General features: G+C 71.5%; 18 protein-coding genes, 1 tRNA gene and 1 CRISPR repeat array. Of the genes, 8 read left to right on the top strand and 11 right to left on the bottom strand.

From position 1 onward, the window contains the following. Positions 1 to 552 precede the first annotated feature (552 nt). Complete coding sequence (locus tag ABZX96_RS29940) at positions 553 to 1,602, top strand: MBL fold metallo-hydrolase (protein ID WP_355550413.1); 1,050 nt, start codon at positions 553 to 555, stop codon at positions 1,600 to 1,602. Positions 1,603 to 1,920: 318 nt separating this feature from the next. Continuing rightward, positions 1,921 to 3,450: an amino acid permease gene (locus tag ABZX96_RS29935; RefSeq protein WP_355550411.1), complete on the top strand. Its 1,530-nt coding sequence runs from the start codon at positions 1,921 to 1,923 to the stop codon at positions 3,448 to 3,450. 68 nt (positions 3,451 to 3,518) lie between these two features. Here ABZX96_RS29935 and ABZX96_RS29930 read toward each other — a convergent pair whose 3' ends face one another. Together ABZX96_RS29930 and ABZX96_RS29925 are read right to left on the bottom strand one after the other, a co-directional pair. Then, entirely contained in the window at positions 3,519 to 4,322 is an 804-nt protein-coding gene (locus ABZX96_RS29930) for an SDR family NAD(P)-dependent oxidoreductase (protein WP_355550409.1), read from the bottom strand. 244 nt (positions 4,323 to 4,566) lie between these two features. Beyond that, positions 4,567 to 5,148 (bottom strand): TetR family transcriptional regulator, encoded by a 582-nt coding sequence (locus tag ABZX96_RS29925; RefSeq protein WP_355550407.1) that lies wholly within the window; start codon positions 5,146 to 5,148, stop codon positions 4,567 to 4,569. Between the two features lie 226 nt (positions 5,149 to 5,374). On the opposite strand from ABZX96_RS29925, the gene ABZX96_RS29920 reads away from it, so the two are divergent. After that, entirely contained in the window at positions 5,375 to 5,755 is a 381-nt protein-coding gene (locus tag ABZX96_RS29920; RefSeq protein ID WP_355550405.1) for a nuclear transport factor 2 family protein, read from the top strand. Positions 5,756 to 5,865: 110 nt separating this feature from the next. On the opposite strand, the gene ABZX96_RS29915 is transcribed toward ABZX96_RS29920, so the two are convergent. Next, positions 5,866 to 6,675, bottom strand: coding sequence for a helix-turn-helix transcriptional regulator (locus tag ABZX96_RS29915; RefSeq protein ID WP_355550403.1), 810 nt, complete (start codon positions 6,673 to 6,675; stop codon positions 5,866 to 5,868). 301 nt (positions 6,676 to 6,976) lie between these two features. Here ABZX96_RS29915 and ABZX96_RS29910 point away from each other — a divergent pair, with 301 nt between their 5' ends. Then, positions 6,977 to 7,276 carry a 4a-hydroxytetrahydrobiopterin dehydratase gene (locus ABZX96_RS29910; RefSeq protein ID WP_355550465.1) on the top strand — a complete coding sequence of 100 codons (300 nt, stop codon included), beginning with the start codon at positions 6,977 to 6,979 and terminating at the stop codon, positions 7,274 to 7,276. 186 nt (positions 7,277 to 7,462) lie between these two features. On the opposite strand, the gene ABZX96_RS29905 is transcribed toward ABZX96_RS29910, so the two are convergent. Then, positions 7,463 to 8,530, bottom strand: a complete 1,068-nt coding sequence (locus ABZX96_RS29905) for a YihY/virulence factor BrkB family protein (RefSeq protein ID WP_355550401.1) — start codon at positions 8,528 to 8,530, stop codon at positions 7,463 to 7,465. Between the two features lie 679 nt (positions 8,531 to 9,209). On the opposite strand from ABZX96_RS29905, the gene ABZX96_RS29900 reads away from it, so the two are divergent. After that, entirely contained in the window at positions 9,210 to 9,761 is a 552-nt protein-coding gene (locus ABZX96_RS29900; protein ID WP_355550399.1) for a nitroreductase family deazaflavin-dependent oxidoreductase, read from the top strand. A gap of 51 nt (positions 9,762 to 9,812) precedes the next feature. Here the strand turns inward: ABZX96_RS29900 and ABZX96_RS29895 are convergent, their stop codons facing one another. Continuing rightward, positions 9,813 to 10,958 carry a DUF1266 domain-containing protein gene (locus ABZX96_RS29895; RefSeq protein WP_355550397.1) on the bottom strand — a complete coding sequence of 382 codons (1,146 nt, stop codon included), beginning with the start codon at positions 10,956 to 10,958 and terminating at the stop codon, positions 9,813 to 9,815. A gap of 312 nt (positions 10,959 to 11,270) precedes the next feature. On the opposite strand from ABZX96_RS29895, the gene ABZX96_RS29890 reads away from it, so the two are divergent. Further along, positions 11,271 to 12,047 (top strand): SDR family oxidoreductase, encoded by a 777-nt coding sequence (locus ABZX96_RS29890; protein WP_355550396.1) that lies wholly within the window; start codon positions 11,271 to 11,273, stop codon positions 12,045 to 12,047. Positions 12,048 to 12,635: 588 nt separating this feature from the next. After that, positions 12,636 to 13,092: a CRISPR direct-repeat array (repeat unit 28 nt; unit sequence GTCGTTCCCGCGCGTGCGGGGGTGGTCC). A gap of 202 nt (positions 13,093 to 13,294) precedes the next feature. Here the strand turns inward: ABZX96_RS29890 and ABZX96_RS29885 are convergent. The 6 genes from ABZX96_RS29885 to ABZX96_RS29860 all read right to left on the bottom strand — a co-directional run bounded on the left by ABZX96_RS29885 (position 13,295) and on the right by ABZX96_RS29860 (position 18,945). Continuing rightward, entirely contained in the window at positions 13,295 to 14,128 is an 834-nt protein-coding gene (locus ABZX96_RS29885) for an aldo/keto reductase (RefSeq protein WP_355550394.1), read from the bottom strand. Positions 14,129 to 14,168: 40 nt separating this feature from the next. Then, positions 14,169 to 15,113 carry a hypothetical protein gene (locus tag ABZX96_RS29880; protein WP_355550392.1) on the bottom strand — a complete coding sequence of 315 codons (945 nt, stop codon included), beginning with the start codon at positions 15,111 to 15,113 and terminating at the stop codon, positions 14,169 to 14,171. A gap of 393 nt (positions 15,114 to 15,506) precedes the next feature. Then, on the bottom strand, positions 15,507 to 15,908 hold the full coding sequence (locus ABZX96_RS29875; protein WP_355550390.1) for a (2Fe-2S) ferredoxin domain-containing protein: 402 nt from the start codon (positions 15,906 to 15,908) through the stop codon (positions 15,507 to 15,509). A gap of 20 nt (positions 15,909 to 15,928) precedes the next feature. Further along, the gene (locus ABZX96_RS29870) at positions 15,929 to 16,636 is read right to left on the bottom strand and encodes an HAD-IA family hydrolase (RefSeq protein ID WP_355550388.1); all 708 of its coding nucleotides are present in this window, start codon (positions 16,634 to 16,636) and stop codon (positions 15,929 to 15,931) included. Between the two features lie 554 nt (positions 16,637 to 17,190). After that, positions 17,191 to 18,504 (bottom strand): DegT/DnrJ/EryC1/StrS family aminotransferase, encoded by a 1,314-nt coding sequence (locus ABZX96_RS29865; RefSeq protein WP_355550386.1) that lies wholly within the window; start codon positions 18,502 to 18,504, stop codon positions 17,191 to 17,193. Positions 18,505 to 18,860: 356 nt separating this feature from the next. Then, positions 18,861 to 18,945 (bottom strand) — tRNA-Leu (locus tag ABZX96_RS29860). 242 nt (positions 18,946 to 19,187) lie between these two features. Here ABZX96_RS29860 and ABZX96_RS29855 point away from each other — a divergent pair. After that, the gene (locus ABZX96_RS29855; protein WP_355550384.1) at positions 19,188 to 20,513 is read left to right on the top strand and encodes a M20/M25/M40 family metallo-hydrolase; all 1,326 of its coding nucleotides are present in this window, start codon (positions 19,188 to 19,190) and stop codon (positions 20,511 to 20,513) included. Positions 20,514 to 20,707: 194 nt separating this feature from the next. Next, entirely contained in the window at positions 20,708 to 20,941 is a 234-nt protein-coding gene (locus tag ABZX96_RS29850; RefSeq protein ID WP_355550382.1) for a chaplin, read from the top strand. The last annotated feature ends 65 nt before the right edge of the window (positions 20,942 to 21,006 follow it).

Raw genomic sequence — 21,006 nt, 5'->3', positions numbered from 1 at the left:
GCGGATCCGGACACTGCCCGGTGGGGTGTGCGGATCCGGACACGTGCGGATCCGGACACTGCCTGGCGGGGCGTGCGGTTCCGGACACTGTCCGAGATGGGCGTCTGCCTGAGATGGGCATGACTGGTATGAGGCCTGTGCGTGGGGTGTGCATGGCGTGTTGCGTCGTTTTATGACGCAATACGACCGATCGTGTTGTTTCTGTGCCCGCATCGCCCTTGGTGCACGCGCTGACCATCGGCCTCTGTCTGTTTCCGTTCGTCCGCGTCATCGTCCCGTCCCTGTCCCGCCTCTCTGTCCGTTTGCGTTCATCTCTCCGTCCGTCGCTCTCCGTCTGTGCTTTCGTCCGTTTCCGTTCGCCTCTGTCAGCCTTCGTTCGTCCGCGTCTGCTGTCCCCGTCCGCGTCGGTGTCCCCGTCGCCGTTTTCGTCCTCGTCCCCGTCTTCGTCCGTCCGTGTCCATCCGTCCGTCTCCGCTGGTGCCCACCGACGGCGCTGTCGATCGATGGCGTCGTCGATCGATGGTGCTGCCCACCGAATGGAGCTTCCCCCCGATGACCGAACAGACAGAGCGTTCCCTCGCCGAGCCCGTTCCGCCGCGCACACCGGGGGCGCCCGCGCCCGCCCCGCCGCGCCCGCTGGGGGAGGTCCGCGTCTGGCCGCGTGACTTCACCGACCGCCTCACGGCTCCGCTGCCGGGCGTCCGCGCGCTGGCGCGCATCGCCCGCGAGGGCCAGTTGCGGCCGGCGCCCCAGGCGCTGCTGGAGATCCCGGAGCTGCCGTTCGAACCAGGCCCCCCTCCGGTCGTCGGGCCCGGCACCCTCGCCCTCACCTGGGCCGGCCACGCGAGCTGGGTGATCCGGATCGGCGGTCTGACCGTTCTGACCGACCCGGTCTGGTCCCGCAAGATCCTCGGCACCCCGGCCCGGGTCACTCCCGTGGGCGTGCGCTGGCAGGATCTGCCCCCGATCGACGCGGTGGTCATCAGCCACAACCATTACGACCACCTCGACCTCCCCACCCTCAAGCGGCTGCCCCGGGACACGCCCCTGCTCCTCCCGGCCGGGCTCGCCCGCTGGGCCCGTCGGCGCAAGTTCACCAACGTCAGCGATCTCGACTGGTGGGAGGCGGTGGAACTGCCCGCCCCGGACGGACCCGTGCGTTTCGACTTCGTTCCCGCGCACCACTGGAGCAAGCGCACCCTGACCGACACCTGCCGCTCCTTGTGGGGCGGCTGGGTGCTGACCGCACCGGACGGGCGGCGGGTGTACTTCGCGGGCGACACCGGTTACGGGCACTGGTTCGAGGAGATCGGCGCGCGTTACCGCGGTATCGATCTCGCGCTGCTGCCCATCGGCGCCTACGACCCCCGGTGGATGCTCCGCCCGGTGCACACCGACCCGGAGGAGGCCGTCCGCGCCTGCCACGACCTGGGCGCCCGCATCATGGCCCCCATGCACTGGGCCACCTTCCTGCTCTCCGCGGAGCCGCCGCTGGAGCCGCTGCACCGGGTCCGTTCGGCCTGGGCGGCCACCGGCCGGCCGCGCGAGGAACTGTGGGACCTCGCGGTGGGCGGTTCCCGGACGCTGCCGGCGACCTCTTGAGGCGGCTCGCTCCCGAACGTCCCTACGGGCGTCCTCCCGGGGCCGGCACCCCGGATTCCACCGGCTCCCGAATCCTGTCCAGACGGTCGCTTACCGGCGGTGACCTGGGGTGGAATCCGTTCCCCGGCCGTACGAGGCCCCTTTCTGAGGCCGTGGACGAACTGCGGTCGGAAGCGTCCCGACCCGCACTATTTTCACCGTCCGACCTGGCCGTACAGGATAAAAACCGCTGATTTGGTGCAGCGCCTCCTATCGCCGACCATATGCAATCGCCCGGCAAATCCGGGCCGTACAGCACGACGAGAGGCGCACCACGCCATGCACGACCGGCACACCCGCCGCTTCGGTCTCGGGACCGCCACCTGTCTGGTGATGGGGAACATCATCGGCGGCGGCATCTTCCTGCTGCCGGCTTCGGTGGCCCCGTTCGGAACCGTCAGCCTGGTCGCCTTCGGCGTCCTGACCGTCGGCGCGCTCGCGCTGGCCCTGGTCTTCGGGCGGCTCGCCCAGCGGCACCCGGACACCGGCGGACCCTACGTCTACGCCCGCGAGGCGTTCGGCGACTTCGCCGGGTTCCTGTCCGCCTGGTCGTACTGGACCATGACCTGGGTCAGCAACGCCGCGCTCGCGGTCGCCGCCGTCGGATACGTCCACGTCCTCTTCCCCGGACACGAGTCCCGGGGCATGGACCTGGCCGTGGCGCTGGCCGCGCTCTGGCTCCCGGCGCTGTCCAACCTCGCCGGCACCCGTTACGTCGGCGCGGTGCAGCTGGTCTCGACGGTCCTGAAGTTCGTACCGCTGCTCTTCATCGCGATCGTCGGGCTGTTCTTCTTCGACCCGCACAAGCTGGGTGCCTTCAACGCGAGCGGGGGCAGCGCGCTCGGCGGGATGTCCGCCGCGGCGGCGATCCTGCTCTACAGCTACGTGGGCGTGGAGTCGGCGGCGATGAGCGCGGGCGAGGTCCGCGACCCGGAGCGCAACGTGGGCCGGGCCACGGTCCTGGGCACCATCGGTGCCGCCCTCGTCTACCTCCTCGGCACCGTCTCCGTCTTCGGCACGGTCGCGCACGACAAGCTGGTCGACTCCAAGGCGCCGTTCTCCGACGCCGTGAACGCCATGTTCGGCGGCCACTGGGGCGGTACGGTCATCGCCGCCGCGGCCGTGATCTCGATCGTCGGCGCGCTCAACGGCTGGACGCTGATGAGCGCCCAGTCCCCGTACGCCGCCGCCAAGGACGGGCTCTTCCCGGCCGCCTTCCTCAAGAAGCGGCGCGGCGTGCCGACCTTCGGCGTCCTGTCCGCCGCCGTCCTGGCCACCGCCCTCACGCTGATCAACTACCTGACGGGCTCGGGCGGCGTCTTCGAGATCCTCGTACTGATCACGACGTTCTCCGCGACCGTGCCGTACCTGCTGGCCGCGGGCGCCCAGGTGTACTTCCTCCTGACGGGGCAGCGCGACAAGGTCCGTCCGGGGCGGTTCGCCCGGGACCTGGTGCTCGCCCTCGTCGCCTTCGGCTTCACCTTCTGGCTGGTCGCGGGCGCCGGGTACCAGGCGATCTACCAGGGCGTGCTGTTCCTGTTCGCCGGCATCCTCGTCTACGCGTGGATGGCGGCCCGCCGCAAGGGCCGCCGGGACTCGGACGCCGGGACGGTGCCGGGCGCGGAGTCCGGAACGGGTGACGAGTCCGGGACGGGCGCCGGGGGCGTGGCGGGTGCCGGAGCGGCGGCGCTCGGTGAGGCGGCGGTGGACGCCGCCGGGGTGCCGGCGGTGGCCGGTGGCGCGCCCGCGGTCGTGGCCGAGGTGGTGCCAGGCGAGCCGGTGGCCGCTTCCGTCCCCTCGTCCTCGTAACGAGGCGACCGGGCCGGGACCGGGGCCGCCGAGGCGGGCACCGGCCCGGCCCGGTCCGCGCCCGGCGATCAGGCCGTGACCCCGCCGTCCACCACCAGCTCCGTCCCGACGGTGAACGCCGCGTCCTCCGAGGCGAGGTAGAGCACCGCGGCGGCGATCTCGGCGGGCCGGGCCGCCCGCTGCGCGGGCACCTCGCGCCGCATCCGCTCGGCCTTCGCCTCCGGCGTCTCGCCCGGCAGCGACGACATGGGGGTGTCGACCTTGCCGGGGCTGACCGCGTTGATCCGTACGCCGTCCTTGATGTGGTCCAGCGCGGCGTTCCGGGTCAGCGCGCTCACCGCGGCCTTGGAGGCGATGTAGGCGCTCATCCCGGGGCGGCGCAGGCTCGCGCCCAGGTTGGAGGCGATGTTGACGATCGCCCCGCCGCCGTGGGCACGCATGTGGGCGATCTCGTACTTCATCGACAGGAACGTGCCGGTGAGGTTGGTGTCCAGCGCGAACCGCCAGTCGTCCTCGCTGATGTCCGCCGTGGGGGCCGGGTGCATGAGTGCCCCGACGTTGTTCACGGCCACGTCCAGTGCGCCGAACCGCTCGACCGTCCGCCCGACGAGGCGCGCCACCTCCTCCCCGCTGGTGACGTCCGCCGTGAACGCCGCGGCCCGGCCGCCCGCCGCCTCGATCTCCGCCACCGTCTCCTTCAGCGGTTCCGCCCGGCGCCCGGCGACGGCCACCTGTGCGCCCTCGGCGGCGAAGGCGAGAGCGATGGCCCGGCCGATCCCGGTGCCGCCACCGGTGACCAGGACGGTCTTTCCCGCGAACCTCTGCGCCGCCTTGGGCGCGGCGTCGGCGGGGTGGGTGGAGGGAGTGGCCATGGGGGCGATCCTTTGCTGTCGGAGGCAGGAAGGGGAAGCGGGAGGGGGAGCGGGAGCGGGAGGGGCGGACGCCGGGAGTCGGACGATGCGGGGGAGCCAACTCGTTCAGAACGATCGGTCTTGAATGGCGGCGGGACGGAGCGAGTCCGGCGGGACGGGAACGGCCCGCCGACGGTGGCCGTTCAGCGCTGTGGCCACGGTGCGGCATTCATCGATCCCGTCGGCTCGGCGCCAGAGGCGCCCCTCAGCCGAGCAGCTCCAGCGCCTGCCGCGCGGCGTCCCGCAGCCGCTCCGGATCGTGTCCGGACTTGCCCATCACGCGCAGCCCCTGCATCAGGACGAGCAGCATGCGGGCCAGCGCCCGCGGGTCGCGGTCCGCGGGCAGTTCGCCCTGGGCGCGCGCCCGCGTCAGCGCGGTGGTGAGCGCGGTCTCCAGCACGGTCCAGCTCGCTTCGACCCGGCGGGCGGCGTGCTGGTCGTGGGCGGCCAGCTCGGCGGCGGTGTTGGTGATGAAGCACCCCCGCCCCAGGTCGTCGCCGGCCGCCTCCTCGGCGAACCGGGTGACCAGGCCCTGTACGGCGGGGAGCGCCGGCCCCGGCTGGGAGAGTTCGTCGATCAGCGCCGGGTCCAGGAGCCGGCTGTAGCGCTCAAGGGACTTGAGGTACAGCTCGTGCTTGCTGCCGAACGTCGCGTAGATGCTGGCGCGCGCGATGCCGAGGTGCTCGACGAGGTCGGCCATCGACGTCGCCTCGTAGCCCCGCAGCCAGAACAGCTCAAGGGCCGCCTGGAGCGCGGCGTCCGGATCGAATGCCTTGGTCCGTGCCATGGCGAGGACGCTAGATCATTCGAGACCGGTCGGTCAATAATCGGCGGGCATGACCCGGGAGGTAATCGACCCCGTGGACGAACTCGCGGCACGGTGGGGCCATCGGTGCACGGGCCGGCGCACTCCGGCCCGTGCACCGACCCTGACCAGCACGTTCGCCCCCGGCCTGGCCCGCACGGTCCGCCCGGCCGGGAGCGGACCCGTCCGTCCCACGAGGAGTTCCGCCATGTCGCAGCCCACCGCTCCGTACGAGACCGCCGTCGCCCGCTACTTCGAGGCGTGGAACGCCACCGACCCGGCCGCGCGCGCCAAGGCCGTGGCGGCGGCGTTCACCGAGGACGGCAGCTACACCGACCCGCTCGCCGACGTGACCGGCCACGACGGGATCGGGGCCGTCATCGGCACCGTCCACGAGCAGTTCCCGGGCTACTCGCTCAGGCCGCTCGGTGCCGTCGACGGACACCACCGGATCGCCCGCTTCGGCTGGGAGCTGGTCTCCGGGGCCGACGGCTCGTCGCCGGTGGCCGGTTTCGACGTCGTCACCCTCGCCGACGACGGCCGCATCGACTCCGTCCTCGGCTTCCTGGACCGCCTGCCCGCCGAGTGAGCCCCTGCCTGCCCACCGAGTGAGCACCCACCTGCCCACCGAGTGAGCACCCACCTGCCCACCGAGTGAGCACCGGGTGCCCACCGAGTGAGCACCCGGCGGCCGGGCGGTCAGCCGCCCGCCTTCTGGAGGTACGCGGCCGTCTCCGGGTCCGCCGGGAGAAAGGTCTCCAGGGCCAGTTCGGAGACGGTCACGTCCATGGGGGTGTTGAAGGTGGCGATCGTGGAGACGAAGGACAGGATCCGGCCGTCGTGCTCGATGATCATCGGCAGGGCGAACGGCGCATGGCCCTTCTCCCCGGCCACCTCCCGCCCGCCTTCGGGCAGCGGATAGGCCTTCACCTCGTCGTACACGGCCCGGAGCGGCGCGGAACGCTCCACCGCCAGTTGGCGTTCCATCTGGGCGAGCAGGTGTCCCCGCCACTCCACGAAGTTGCGGATGCGGGGTGCCAGACCGGCCGGGTGCAGGGTGGTCCGCATCGCGTTCAGCGGCTGCCGCAGCGCTTCCTCGCCTACCCCCTCCATCAGCATGGCGATGCCCCGGTTCGCGGCCAGCACGGTGTAGGCGCCGTCCAGGATCAGTGCCGGGAAGGGTTCGTACGCCGTGAGCAGCCGCTCCATGCCGGAGCGCAGCGCGTCCATGGCGGGGTCGTCCAGCGGGGTCTCCGGAAACCGGGGCGCGTAACCGGCCGCCACCAACAGGGCGTTGCGCTCCCGCACCGGCACGTCCAGGTGCTCGGCGAGCCGCAGCACCATCTCCTGGCTGGGCCGGGAGCGGCCGTTCTCGATGAAGCTGATGTGCCGCGCGGAGGAGTCCGCGCGCAGGGCCAGCTCCAACTGGCTCACCCGCCGCCGCCCGCGCCACGCGCGCAGCAGCGCCCCCACCCCCGCCGTCTCCGCCGGAGCCGCGACCACCGTCATGACACCGCCGTAACTGCCACGTCCGTCATCATGGGCCGACCGTACCCGACCCCCGGCAACGCCCTTCCGCCGGGAAAGCCGGTGGGCCGCACGCAGCGCGAGGCTGCCGCGAACCCGTGTGCACATTGGCGCGAAAACGCGCTCGGCCTGCCTGGCCGGAACTGCTGGAATCACGTCATGCGGGCGTATGGGCGCGCCACCGGGCAAGGATGGACCGGCAGCGCACCGGAAGCGCCGGCAGTACGCGCACCGGCACACGGACCAGGGCACGAACGGAAGGCGGAACGCGGTGTACGAGCACATGGACCCGCTCACGGACAAGGAGATCGAGGACCGGCTCGCGGAACTCCCCGGCTGGTCGTCGGCGGAGGACCGGCTGACCCGCGCGTACGTCTTCGACGGACACCTGCCGGCCGCCGCGATGGTCGTCCACATCGCCCAGATCCAGGAGGAACTGGACCACCACGCCGATCTCCACCTGGGCTACCACGAATTGACCGTCGCCGTGACCACGCACAGCGCCGGTCACAAGGTCACCGAGCGCGACTTCGAGCTGGCACGCCGCATCGAGGAGATCGCGAGCGGTCACGGGGCGCGGTGAGCGCCGGCGACCGGCGAGCCGAGCGTCGGCGACCGGCCACCGGCGAGCCGAGCGGCGGGGCGATCGGCTGACGGGCTGACCGGGGAACGGGGTGACGGGCCCGCGGGCGGTGGACGCCCGCCGGCCCGTCCGTGCCCGTCGGCCCGTCCGTCGTGACGACTCGCCCCGGCCCGCCTCCCTCAGTCGTCAACGAGGTGCCGGCACCCGCTCCGGCGGCGCCAGGCGGAGCAACTCCACGTTGAACTGCGCCCCGCTCAGCAAGGAAAGGTGCGAGAACCACAGCCACACCAGGAAGACCACGGAGCCCGCGAGCGAACCGTAGAGCCGGTTGAAGGTCCCGACGTACGACGCGTACAGCGTGAAGCCGGCCGACGCCACCAGCCACAGCAGCACCGCCAGCACCCCGCCGGGCGCCGCCCGCCGCACTCCGCGCGAACACGCCGGGCCCGAACGGAACAGCACCATCACCAGCACGGTCGCCAGCACCAGCAGCAACGGCCACTTGAGCAGGTTCCAGGTCGTCTCGCCCGCCGAACCCAGATGGAGCGCCCGGCCGGCCCAGCGCGCGACGGGCCCGCTGACCAGCAGGGCCACCGCACTCGTGATGAGCAGCGCCAGGAGCACCAGCGCCGTCGCCAGAATGCGGGGGGCCTTGCGCCACGGGGGCCGGTCGTCCTTGACCCGGTGCATGGCGTGCAGCGCCCGGCGGAAGACCGCCAGGTAGCTGCACGAGGACCACACCGCGCTGACGGTGGCACCCCCGACCAGCATCCACGCCGCGGTGCTGTGGTGCGCCATGCTCGTCAGCGCCTGGCGCACCGTGCCGCCCGACTCGGCGGGGGCCAGTTCGCTGAGGTGGTTGATCAGGACGTTGGTGGCGGACGGATCGGCGAGACCGATCAGCGACACGGTGACGAGGACCGCCGGGAGCAGCGCCAGGACGGAGTAGTAGGTCAGGCTCGCGGCCCAGTCGGACACGTCGTCGTTCCAGACCGACACCGGCGTACGGCGCAGAGCGGTCCGGTAGCGCGCCCAGAGCGGCGGGGACGTGCGGTTGTACGGCTTGGCGGCGGGCCGGGTGCCGGGCCGGCCGGTGGTGGCACCCTCGGACGTCTTGGATGTCTTGGACGTCTCGGATACTTCGGATGCTTCGGGTGCCTCGGACGCGGAATCCGGCGCGCCACTCGGCACGTCCTTGTCCGGCGCGGCGTGGGGTTCCTCGGACGAGGACGCGGCGGAAACGGGGTCTTCCACGCGGCCCAGGGCCTTGGGGGAAGACCGGGCGTCCTTGGAACGGCGGGTGTCCCCGGCCTGCCCGGCGCCGGGATCGGTGGGACGGGTGGGGTCGGTGGGTCCGGTGGGCCCGGGAATGCGCGCGGAAGCAGTGGATCGGAGGCCGCTGGGCTTCGTCCCTCCGCCGCCGCCCCTGCCCGTCGATGCGAGGTCAGCGCACACGGCGGTCCCCGCTGGTGGCGCACCGTGGCCCCTGTTCCCCGTGCGGCGCGAGGTGCGGACGGCCGCGGCGCGGGCTGCCCGCGCCCGCGCCCGTTCCCGTCCACGCACGGATTCCCGTCCGCGTCCATGGTCGGGGCAGACCGTGGGACATTCCGGCGCCTACCCGGCCCCCGTCCCCGTCCGCGTGCCCACGCCCGCCGTTCCCGTTCACGTTCACGTTTCCATCCTCCCTCTCGTCGTCCTGCTCGCCGTCCGCCGTAGCCACGGGCGGAAAGATCACCGCGTACGCTCGCCCGTCCCGCCGAGTAGCCCCTCCCACCGGACCGGGTACCCGCGCCGCACGTACTCCCGCCCGGACCGTGGCCCTCCGCTCGGCGGCCGTAGCGCTCGGTGGCCGGGGGTGCTCCGCCCGAGGCCAGGGCCTTGTGCGTCAGCGGAGGTTGACTCTCACACGATGTGAGGCCGTACGGTCGCCAACATGATCGACAACGAGAGCGCGACCGGCAACGAGAACACGCGTCCCGCGGTGAACAGCAACCCCTTCAACCTCCGCGTCATCGAGGAGTTCCGTGCCAACGGCGGCGTGGTCGGCGGCGACTTCGAAGGCATCAGCCTGCTGCTCCTGAGCACGCGCGGGGCGCGCAGCGGACTGCCCCGGACGACTCCGCTGGTCTATCTCCCCGACGGCGACCGCCTGATCGTATTCGCCTCCAACGGAGGCGCCCCCACAGCCCCCGCCTGGTATCACAACATCCTGGCGCACCCGGAGTCCGTGCAGGTGGAGGCCGGCACGGAACGGTTCGAGGCACGCGCCACCGCGCTGCCGGAGAGCGAACACGACGAACTGTGGCGCCGTCAGACCGAACGCGATCCCAACTTCGCCACCTTCCGCACCCGCACCCGCCGGGTCATCCCCGTCATCGCCCTGACCCGCAAGCTGCCGGAAGAGGCACGAGGAGAGGCGACCCCGAACGCAGCGACCCCGAACGAGGCGACCCCGAACGAGGCGGGCGACGACGCGGCGGCGTGAGGCGACAAGCCCCCAGTGCCCCAACTGGGACAAACCACCGCTCCTGTCGGCTCAGGCGAAGGGGAGCCCCCGCCAAGGCGAGCCCGGGTCCTGGGTGAGCACCCGATGGATGTGCAGCGCCTCGGCGTAATGCGTGCCGAACCAGCCGTTGTCGAAAGCCAGCATCCGCCCCAGGAGATACCCGGCCGAGAACTCCTCCCACGAGGAGTACGCCGCCTTGGCCCGCGCACCGATCTCCAGCACCGCCGGTTCGGCCTCCGGCGGTGAGCAGTAGCGGGCGCTGAGTCCCCACCGCACGAGTGCCACGGCGTGGACGAGGTCGAGCGCGACGAGGGACTTCACCTGTCCGTCGGGGAGCAGCACCCCGTCCGTACGGAATCGCTCCTCGTACGTGCGGACAAGCTCGGGCATCTCGGGCACGCCCGGGGCCGAGGGCTCTGCCGCGGCATCGGACGCTTGCCCGGCCTCCTCCGCCTTGCCGTCGGCGGCGGGCTCACGCGCCGAATCCCGCGTGCCGCCCGCCCCGCTCGGGGACGCCGCGGACCGCGCCCGCAGCGCGGCCTCCGTCTCCGCCGGCACGAACCGGCCCTCGACGAGCTGACGCAGCCGCTGCTGCCACGACGCCGGGTCGACGACCGACCACTGTTCCCTCAGCGTCCGCGCGTCCGTGGCGTTGTCGAGGAAGGTGGTGCCCAACTCGTTCCACGGCACGCTGTGGTGGACGGCGATCGGGGCACCACAGGCCAGCGCCTGCGCCAGCGGACCGTGCGTGGGCCCGCCGAGGTGCGTGGTCAGCAGCCCGCCCGGCCGTACGCCGCCCTGCGCGCGCAATTGCAACCAGGTGGAGCGGTGCGCGGGGGACGCGGGGAAGTACGCCGCGCTCGGGGTGCCCGGGTTGACCGCGAGCTGCCACTTGTCGTTCGGCCAGTCCTGGGCCAGATCTTCGAGCGTGATCCGGTCGAAGAACTGCTGCGGATGCCAGGGCGGCAACATCGCGCGGGTCAGGACGGGAATGCACTTCCCGCCCACGGCGGGGTCGTCGTAGACCGGCAGCGGATCCTGCCCGTGCTGCGGCGCCGCCAGATACAGGTCCTCACCGGCGATCGCCGCGACCTGTCCCTGCCAGTCACCCCGCGCCGCCGCCTCGCACAGCCGCCGCTCGGTCTCCGTCGGCGGCATCCATCCCGGAAATCCCACGCCCGAGACCTTACGGTCCACCGTCCGACCCGAACGAACCGGGGGTGACGACCTGCGGAAACGTGGGACGGCCGGGCTGGGGGACCACGGCGGGGGGACAGCGAACCCAGCACCGCCAAACCCGGCACCACCAAACCCGGAACCGCCGAACCCGGGCCGACAGGAATGACCCACAGGCCGTCCCTGTTGCCGTCAATGATCACCACAGGCGCAATCCCGTATCAGGCATCCACCACCCGGCCGCTCATCACTCCCCGCACGCTCGCCCACCAGCCGGGTACCGGACAGCCCCACCGCCGAAGGAGCCCCCAAGTGACGACGCAGCCGCACCACCAGGCCCACCAGCCCCACCCCACCCCGGCGAACTCCTCCCACCCCCTCGCCGACCGCACGGTCGTCATCCTCGGGGGCGGCTCCGGCATCGGCTTGGAGGTGGCCCGGCGCGCGGTCGGCGCGGGCGCGCGCGTCGTCCTGGGCGGACGGAGCGAGGACCGGCTCGGCGCCGCCGTCGCGGAGCTGGGCCCGGCCGCGTCCGCCCGCGTCGTCGACACCACCGACAAGGTGTCCCTCGCCGCGTTCTTCGACGCGCTGGACCGCCTGGACCACCTCTTCACGCCCGCCGCCTCCTACCGCACCGGACCCATGCTGGAGCTGAGCGACGCCGACGCGGAGAGCCCCTTCGTCTCGAAGTTCTGGGGTCAGTACTACGCGGCCAGGTACGCGGCGCCGAAGCTGGCCGAGGACGGTTCGATCGTCCTGATGTCCGGCGCGGCGAGCGTCCGGCCGGCGGGCCCGGCCCCCGCGTACGTGGCGTGCAACGCGGCGATCGAGGGCTTGGGACGCGGCCTCGCCGTCGAGCTCGCCCCCGTCCGGGTCAACGTCGTCTCACCCGGCATGATCGACGGCAACCTGTGGTCCCAGCGCCCTGCCGAAGTCCGCGACGCGAGCGCGGCCCGCTACACCGAGGACACCCTCCTGAGCCGCCTGGGAACGGAGGCCGAGGTCGCCGAAACGGTTCTCTTCCTCTTCACCAACGGCTACATGACCGGCTCCACGCTCTACCCCGACGGCGGCTACGCCCTGCGCTGACGCCCCGCAACCCAGCCTTCCGCCGCGTCAGCCCTCCCCCTCCAGACGCACACAAGCCGACGAAACCCCTGCCCCCTGCCCTTGCCCCTGCCCCGGCGACGGGCGGTCGCACTCGTCAGGCATCCCTCCCGGCAGCACCCCGGGACCACCCACCAATGCGTCCCCCTGCTCCCGGCCAGGCCCCTCGCCACCACTCTCTTCCCACTGATACGGCCCCACCCGTCTCTCCTCACCCCCATCCAACGCCAACGTCACCCCACCCGCCCCAACAACCAACAGCCCCCAAACCCCCACCAAAACCCACTTAACCCGCCGCGACACCAAAACCCCACCCTCCACCCCGCCTTGCCGAACCCCGGCTCTGCCATGGGCGGCCAGTGTCCCTCTTCGGACATGCCTTACCGGCTTGCGGGTCCCTGCCGCGCGTAAGCTCGGCCCGAGACCTTGAGCCCGGTGAGCGTTACCAGGGGAGGGGGCCGCCGTGCATGTTGCATGGCCCGGTCTCCGCCCATCCCGGTTCGGCATTCGAATGCGAATCGAACTGACGCAAACGGCCAACCCTGCTGGACGAAGCCCCAGGTCACGAAGGTCGTTCCCGCGCGTGCGGGGGTGGTCCCGACACCCCCCGGCCCGTCCGCCTGCTGGACCTGGTCGTTCCCGCGCGTGCGGGGGTGGTCCGATCGTGGACATCTTCGACAGGTACCGCAGGTCGTCGTTCCCGCGCGTGCGGGGGTGGTCCGGCGGTGGCGCGGGCATTGCCGGTCGCCTCACAGTCGTTCCCGCGCGTGCGGGGGTGGTCCGATCGCTTGCCGTGTTAGGCGGGCGGCAACGATGTCGTTCCCGCGCGTGCGGGGGTGGTCCGTGGGGCCGGGCCGTCTACCGGTACGCGCCGCGGTCGTTCCCGCGCGTGCGGGGGTGGTCCGCCTAGCGACCCGAACAGGGCGCCCGCACCGACGTCGTTCCCGCGCGTGCGGGGGTGGTCCGCCGGTCGGGATGCGCTCGCCGGGCTGCGGCGGGTCGTTCCCGCGCGTGCGGGAGTGGTCCCGCCTCGTACTACGCCGAGATCGTCTATGACTCCCGCACATGCGGGGAAACTGGCGCCCCCACAACACAACGCCGCCGCCCACCAGGACGACGGCATTGCGCACGAAACATCAGCTTCCACTCAGGCCGGCAAGTCGGACCAGCGAGCTGAGCCGACCGGATCCCACCGGAACAACCCGGCCACGGCCTGCCCCGGAAGGAACTCAGACCAGGTCGAACACATCCGGGTCCGCGCCCAGACGCTTGCCCGCCTCCAGGGCGGCCAGGGTGCCGAGGTCGTCCGCGTCGAGCTCGAAGCCGAAGACGTCGATGTTCTCCTTGATCCGCGAGGGCGTCACGGACTTCGGGATGACGATGTTGCCGAGCTGGAGGTGCCAGCGCAGCACGATCTGGGCCGGGGTCTTGCCGTGCTTCTTGGCGAGGTCGCCGATGACCGGGTCCTCCAGGAGGCCCTTGCCCTGGCCCAGCGGCGACCAGGCTTCGGTGGCGATGCCGTGCTGGGCGTGGACGGCCCGGGCCTCGGCCTGCTGGAACTGCGGGTGCAGTTCGATCTGGTTGACGGCCGGGACGATGGAGGTCTCGCCCATCAGGCGCTCCAGGTGCGCGGGCTTGAAGTTGGAGACGCCGATGGCCTTGGCGCGGCCGTCCGCGTAGATCTTCTCCAGCGCCTTGTAGGTGTCCACGTACGTGTCCCGGGCCGGCACCGGCCAGTGGATCAGGTACAGGTCCACGTACTCCAGACCGAGCTTTTCGAGGGAGGTGTCGAAGGCGCGCAGGGTCGTGTCGTACCCCTGGTCGCTGTTCCAGAGCTTGGTGGTGACGAAGAGCTCGTCACGTGCGATGCCGGAAGCGGCCAGCGCCTTCCCCGTGCCCTCTTCGTTGCCGTAGATCGCCGCGGTGTCGATGCTGCGGTACCCGGCCTCCAGCGCGTGCCGGACGGCGATGAACGCCTCGTCGTCCGGCACCTGCCAGACACCGAAGCCGAGCTGCGGCATCGCGACGTCGTTGTTGAGGGTGGTGTGGGGGACCTTGCTCACGAGCGATTCGATCCTTAGGTCGAGGTGCGTTTCTCCTACATCAACGATCATCCGTCCTCGTACATTCCTCCGCATGTCCGCTACGGGCGGAACGTACCGAGGCGTTCTGCCCCGCCAGCGTGCACGCCCCGAGACACAGGAGCACCAGGCCGACGATCAGGTCCGAGGAACCCATGAGCCCCGGCAGGCCACCCGGGAACGAACTGCTTCCCCCGGTGAACGCGGTCACCACGCTCCACGTGAGCCACAGCGTGCCGCCCCACGCGAACGCCGCGGCCGAACCGGTCCACGCCAGCGCGAGCGGCCCCCGCATCCGCGTGCGGCCCCCGCGACCGAGCCGGGGCCAGAGCAGCACGGTCGCCCCGGCCGCCCCCGCCACCGAGAGCGCGCCCTGCACCACAGCGCCCGCCCGCTGCACGATGTTGTCTCCCATCGCCTCCCCCATGGGCACGCCCAGCCCCAGCAGTAACCGGATGACTCCCATGACGGCCATCAGCGCCACGGCCGGCGTGCCGAGCACCCGGCGGACCGCGAGGGTGCCGAGGTCCGGGAACGCCCCCACGGGTTGCCGCAGCAGCGCACCCCAGCGCTGGTGCGCGTACACCGCGAAGGCCCCGAGCAGGGTCAGGCCCTCCACGATGAACCCGCCGTACACGACGACGAAGACCCAGGGCTCAAGGAACTCGCCCGTGAACAGCCGGTTGTCCCCGCCGGTGGCGAAGGCGGCCAGCGTCCCCGCCGGTACCCCCACCATCAGCGGGAGGAGCAGCCCGGACGCCATCCACAGCGGGAAGAGGAGCAGCCACGCGGGCGCCCGCCGACCCCTCGGACGGGTCAGGGTGAGGGCGACGAGCGCGGCGACCGCGTCCATGAGGAAGGTGACGACGTTGGCCGCCACCCATGTGCCCCGCCCGACGCCTTTGAAGTCGACGACGCCGATGTCGAAGCCCAGGACCCACACCAGCTTGAGAACCAGATAGGGCACGCAGGCGGCAGCGGCGATCCACCCCAGTGCCTTCAGCCGCCGCGACGGTCGCGCGGGTGACGGAGCCTCGGCCGGGCGGGAGGGCGCGCCTTCCCTCGGCATCGGACCGCCGGGCTTCAGCGGTCCGTTGTGCCTTCCCCCGCCCCTTCGGGGCTCGTTCCGGTGTTCCTTCTGAGACTGAGGGGAAGCCGTGGCGCCTTGTTCTCGCTGATTCGGGGCCGCGGCCCCTTGCGGGTGCGCGGATTGCGGGTGCGCGGAAGACTCGGTCGCGTCCGGCTTGGTCGTGTCCATGGGAAGAGTCTTTTCCGCGGGCGTGCCGCTGCTCTTCCCGCCGGCGAACGACCTGCCTCCGCCACGCGGGGGAGGTGCCCTCCTCCGCCCGGCCGACTCTCCTCAGCCGTCCAGGCCCTCCCGTACACGCCGCGACACCGTGATCGCGTACAGGTCCAGCACGCCCGGCGGCTCGGCGACGCCCGGCCCTCCGGCCCGTATCCACGACGCGATGTCGTCCAGGGCGTCATCGTCGTTGACCAGCCCCAGCCATACGGGGCGTCCCCCCGCGGCCCGGCCGGCCGCCGAGGGCTGGACGACGACCACGTTGGCCTGGTCACAGACGTCCAGGCAGTCGGAGGCGCGCACGGGTGCCGCACCGGCCAGGGCCGCGCGCAGCCGGGATATCTGCCCGGCGTGATCGACCCCGGGAACCTTGCGCGGGTCACCGCAGCAGCAGCCGCGGCAAACGGTGACCCGACACGGGGTCTCGGCGGACGAACGGCCGGAACGCTTGCTGATCATTCGGCCCATGCTACGGCGCGCTAGAAATGCCGCAGCAGTTCCCCGAACGTCTCCAGCCGCAGCACCCGGCCGTCCGCCGGATCGAGGGCGCCGTGCTCCAGGACCCAGGTGTTCGCGTTCGGGACGAAGACGGCGTTCAGCCCGGCCGCCCGCGCGGGCAGGATGTCCGACTTCGGGGAGTTGCCGATCATCCACGTGGCCTCCGGCACCAGCGCCCGATCGCGGACCAGCCCCTCGTACGTACGGACGTCCTTCTCCGAGACGATGTGCACGCTCCGGAAGTGTTCGGCCAGCCCGGACGCGTCCACTTTCCGCTGCTGCTCCTCCGAGTCGCCCTTGGTCAGCAGCATCAGCTCGTGCCGGTTCCCCAGCTCCGTCAGCGTCTCGGCCACGCCCGGGATGAGCTCCACCGTGTGCCCGTCGAAGGCCCGTGCCCACTGCGCGATCCGCGCGAGTTCCTCGGCGGTCGCGACGCGCTGCCGCACCCGCTCGACGCACTCGCCAAGGCTGCGGAGGAACACCTTGCTCCCGTAACCGTGCACCGTGGCGTTGGCCGCCTCGATCTCGTCCAGGATGGAACGGACATTGGCCCGGCCGAACTCCGGGTGCGCCATCCAGTCCAGGAACTCGTCGATGACCCGTTCGAAGATGACGTTGTTCTCCCACAGCGTGTCATCCGCGTCGAAGATCAACGTCTGCCCCGGCTCGGCCACGTTCTTTACGGTCACCACAGTCATCCCTCACGCAGGTCTCATCCGCACGTCACGCCGTGCCCGAACCCGCGCACCCTACTGATGACCCACTCCTCCCCGCATCGGGTTATCCGTGCGCGTGCGCCCCACGCCGCGCTCCCGCTCGTCCGTGCACCGCGCCGCCGTTCCCGCGCCCTCGGCACCCCCGTGATCGCCTGACCACGTCCACGAGCCACCGAGGGACGCCGCCCGCACCTCCGCACCCGCCGTCCGTCTCTCCTCGTCCTCTCTCACCTCACCCCCTCACCCCTCTCACCTCATCCTCTCTTCCGCCTCTCGCACTGCCGTCTGCTCACTCGTTCACACTCGGCTCGGTCCTTCCCGCCACCCCCTGCCACCGTCAGACATCCAGCACCCTCTGCCGCCATCCCCGACCCCGTACTCCCGTTCTCGCCCTCGACCACATGTTTCCCCCGTCGTCGCCCCCGCCACCGCTCAGGAACCCCGGAGCGGACCCTGACCCGCCCCCGACGCATCCCTGACCGATGCCCCTGACAGACAGATGTCGCCGAGCGGCGGCGGCCCCGGTCTCACGGCACTGTCACGGCCTTCAACCCGTGCATCTCCGGGTCCACCACCGCGGCCATCCGCTCCAGTGCCCGGTCCGGCATCCCCGGATGGAACGGCAGGCAGACCGCGTGCCGGACCAGGTGTGCGGCCGTTCGGGCACCGGGCTCCCGGCCGGCGGGCGCGGGCACGGCGGCCAGCGACGTCGGACGGGTGGCGTCGAAACCGGCCGCGCGCAGCCGGGCGGCCGTGGCGGCCGGGTCGCGGGTCGGCACGGCGCACAGCCAGTACGTGTGCACGGGCGCCTCCGCCCCATAGACCACGGAACCCGTTGGCAGGAGCGACACCAGCCTCCGCGCGGTCTCGGCCCGTTCGGTCACCGAGGTCGCGGTGTCCGCGCGCAGCCGCCGCTCCAGCAGCGCCAGCAACGCGGGCGAAGGGCGGTGCCGGATGGCCGGCATGAGGTCCCGTCCGGCGAACGCGCCGACGGTGCTCTGCATCCGGTCGCCGGGATCGATCCCCAGCAGCCGGGCCGCGGCCGTCACGCCGGTGTAGACGGGACGCTCGGTGAGCAGCGCGAACCATCCGTACTTCGCTATGCGCCCGGCCTGGTCCGAGCGTTTCTGCACGGGCCAGGACCGGTGCAGCTCACGCATCGACGCCAACAAAGCGGCATCCCGTACGACCGCCAGCGCGCCGCCCAGCGCGGTGGCCGTCTTGATCGGTCCGAAGCTGAACAGCGTCAGGTCCGCGCCGGGGTCGCCACGGAACGACGGCCCGCTGTACGCCTGGGCGCAGTCCTCCACGAGCAGCCAGCCGCGCTCCTGGGCAAGCGTCACCAGGTCGTCCAAAGGCGCCTGCGTCCCCAAGAGGTGGGCGACGATGACCGCCTTCGTACGGGGAGTGGCCGCCGCCAGCCATTGTTCGGGGCGGGGCAGCAGCGTTCCCGGCTCGATGTCCACAGGGACCGGGACCAAGCCGTGTTCGCGGACCACCTGCCACATGTCGGGGATCGTCACGGCGGACATCAGCACCTCGCTCCCGGGAGGCAGCCCGGAGGCGGTCAGGCACAGGTCCAGCGCGCTGCGCACGGACAACGTCGCCAGGCAGGAATCCGCCCGGGCCGAGTCCGCGCCGTCGCCGCCTCCCGACCACCGCGTCGGCCGGTGGCCGCCGAATCGTCGTACGGCTCCCGTTCCGGCGCCGCTCCCGTCGGCGAACCGCTGCTCCACGGCCGCAGCCATGCGCTGCTGGTCGGCGTCGTGGTCCCGCCCGCAGGCCGCGAGCCCGAAGGCGAGATCGGGCCAGGTGATGTCGAACTTTTTCGGTGGATACATGGTGTGCACCTCCTCGTCCGAGAAGACGCGCGACCATCGCTCCTGCCTGAGCCCCACCCCGGCGACCCCCGACGATTCCCGGTCGGACCATCCCAGCCGAACCGGAGAACCCGGAGAACCCTGGAGACGCGGAAAAAAACCTGCCAGCCGAAGCGCTCAGGTACGAGCGGGCCGGTTCCCGGTGCGCGCCCCGCTTGTGCCCGATGCGCGCGGACCCCGGCACACAGGCCCAGCCGAAGGAGCCGGGAACGGACCACAAGGCGCCGGAAAACAGATCAGGGCAAGCGCGATCGCAGATTTTCCGGACCCATGACAAGAACGGGCCACCGGGAAAACCCGGTGGCCCGTTCAGTGAGTGTCCGAGGGGGGACTTGAACCCCCACGCCCGATAAAGGGCACTAGCACCTCAAGCTAGCGCGTCTGCCATTCCGCCACCCGGACCAGGTGTTTGTCGTTTCGGCCGCTCGGCCGTTCCGACATGGAAAACAATAGCAAACGTTTGGGGGTGGTCGATCACCCGTGTGGATCGCCCGCGATCACCGGCGCCCGCGTGTGACCAGCGCATGTCCGGAACATTGCGGCCTTGGGCGCGGAGCCGCGCGGGTGGAGGATGGCGGAGGACCCCCGCCGCGGACCGTTCCCTTCCGGGGGAGCGGCGCGGCCGTGAACCATGAGGAGGCAGTGTGAGCGAGTCGCAGCCGGCCCGTGCGGTGACCGGTGAGGACGAGGTCGTCGATCTGTGCCGCGACCTGATCCGGATCGACACCAGCAATTACGGCGACCACTCGGGCCCGGGTGAGCGCGCCGCCGCCGAGTACGTCGCGGAGAAGCTCGCCGAGGTCGGGCTCGAACCGCGGATCATCGAATCGCACAAGGGGCGCGCCTCGACCGTGGCGCGGATCGCGGGCGAGGACCCGTCCCGTCCCGCGCTCCTCATCCACGGGCACACGGACGTCGTGCCGGCCAACGCCGACGACTGGACGCACCACCCGTTCTCCGGGGAGATCGCCGACGGCTGTGTCTGGGGACGCGGCGCGGTCGACATGAAGGACATGGACGCGATGACGCTCGCCGTCGTCCGCGACCGTCTGCGCTCCGGCCGGAAGCCGCCCCGGGACATCGTGCTGGCCTTCCTCGCGGACGAGGAGGCGGGCGGCACCTACGGGGCGCGGCACCTGGTGGACAAGCACCCCGGCCTCTTCGAAGGCGTCACGGAGGCCATCGGGGAGGTCGGCGGCTTCTCCTTCACGGTGAACGAGAAGCTGCGCCTCTACCTGGTGGAGACCGCCGAGAAGGGCATGCACTGGATGCGGCTCACCGTGGACGGCACCGCCGGCCACGGCTCCATGACCAACAAGGACAACGCGATCACGGAGCTGTGCGAGGCCGTGGCGCGGCTCGGCCGGCACCAGTTCCCGGTGCGGGTGACCAAGACGGTGCGGTCCTTCCTGGACGAGCTGTCCGACGCCCTGGGGACCGAGCTGGACCCGGAGGACATGGAGGCCACGCTCGCCAAGCTGGGCGGGATCGCCAAGCTCATCGGCGCCACGCTGCGGAACACCGCCGCGCCGACCCAGCTGGGCGCCGGCTACAAGGTCAACGTCATCCCGGGGCAGGCGACCGCGCACGTCGACGGGCGCTTCCTGCCCGGATACGAGGAGGAGTTCCTCGCGGACCTGGACCGGATCCTCGGACCGCGGGTCAAGCGGGAGGACGTCCACTCCGACAAGGCGCTGGAGACCGGCTTCGACGGGGGGCTGGTGGACGCGATGCAGTCCGCCCTCAAGGCGGAGGACCCGATCGCGCGGGCCGTGCCGTACATGCTCTCCGGCGGTACGGACGCCAAGTCCTTTTCCGATCTCGGAATACGCTGCTTCGGGTTCGCGCCGCTGAAGCTTCCGCCGGAGCTGGATTTCGCGGGTATGTTCCATGGAGTGGACGAGCGGGTGCCGGTGGAGGGCCTCAAATTCGGCGTCCGGGTGCTGGACCGCTTCATCGACCAGAGCTGAGCCGGGTATGTCAAGGCTGCCACGCGCATCGAGAGGGGGAGCGGCAGGAAAAACGTTTGGCAATCGCTAGTTCGTTCCCTGCCGGCCCGGAACGAGTGAATGGCGAGACAGGTTCGTAGCTTTCAACACTTACTCCTCGTTGTTGCAGAAGATGCGGCCCTCGGCTGGGGCCGTGTTGTCAACTAGGAGGAATAATGATCAAAAAGGTCGTCGCTGCCGCGATGATCACCAGTGGGATGGTGGTCGCCGGCGCGGGCTTGGCTGTCGCCGATGCCAATACCCAGGGGGCCGCGGTCGGCTCCCCGGGTATCGCTTCGGGCAACACGGTCCAGGTCCCTGTTCACGTACCGGTGAACGCCTGTGGCAACACGATCTCGGTGATCGGACTGCTGAATCCCGCGTTCGGCAATTACTGCGTCGCCAAGTGACATTGTTCCTGGTCCTGTAAGTGTCGTCCGGTCGGCTCCGGAGTGCGCGCCACGCACTCCGGTGC

Source organism: Streptomyces sp. NPDC003077 (assembly GCF_040611095.1).
Taxonomy (GTDB): Bacteria; Actinomycetota; Actinomycetes; order Streptomycetales; family Streptomycetaceae; genus Streptomyces.
The sequence above is the reverse complement of the archived record's forward strand: the minus strand, read 5'-3'. Positions and strand labels throughout refer to the sequence as shown.

Bases quoted from the DNA above. Each gene is read 5' to 3' on its own strand.
- ABZX96_RS29920 (WP_355550405.1), top strand. From the start codon at position 5,375: ATGTCGCAGCCCACCGCTCCGTACGAGACCGCCGTCGCCCGCTACTTC.
- ABZX96_RS29910 (WP_355550465.1), top strand. From the start codon at position 6,977: ATGGACCCGCTCACGGACAAGGAGATCGAGGACCGGCTCGCGGAACTC.
- ABZX96_RS29875 (WP_355550390.1), bottom strand. From the start codon at position 15,908: ATGATCAGCAAGCGTTCCGGCCGTTCGTCCGCCGAGACCCCGTGTCGG.
- ABZX96_RS29850 (WP_355550382.1), top strand. From the start codon at position 20,708: ATGATCAAAAAGGTCGTCGCTGCCGCGATGATCACCAGTGGGATGGTG.
- ABZX96_RS29900 (WP_355550399.1), top strand. From the start codon at position 9,210: ATGATCGACAACGAGAGCGCGACCGGCAACGAGAACACGCGTCCCGCG.
- ABZX96_RS29925 (WP_355550407.1), bottom strand. From the start codon at position 5,148: ATGGCACGGACCAAGGCATTCGATCCGGACGCCGCGCTCCAGGCGGCC.
- ABZX96_RS29915 (WP_355550403.1), bottom strand. From the start codon at position 6,675: ATGACGGTGGTCGCGGCTCCGGCGGAGACGGCGGGGGTGGGGGCGCTG.
- ABZX96_RS29940 (WP_355550413.1), top strand. From the start codon at position 553: ATGACCGAACAGACAGAGCGTTCCCTCGCCGAGCCCGTTCCGCCGCGC.
- ABZX96_RS29935 (WP_355550411.1), top strand. From the start codon at position 1,921: ATGCACGACCGGCACACCCGCCGCTTCGGTCTCGGGACCGCCACCTGT.
- ABZX96_RS29930 (WP_355550409.1), bottom strand. From the start codon at position 4,322: ATGGCCACTCCCTCCACCCACCCCGCCGACGCCGCGCCCAAGGCGGCG.
- ABZX96_RS29865 (WP_355550386.1), bottom strand. From the start codon at position 18,504: ATGTATCCACCGAAAAAGTTCGACATCACCTGGCCCGATCTCGCCTTC.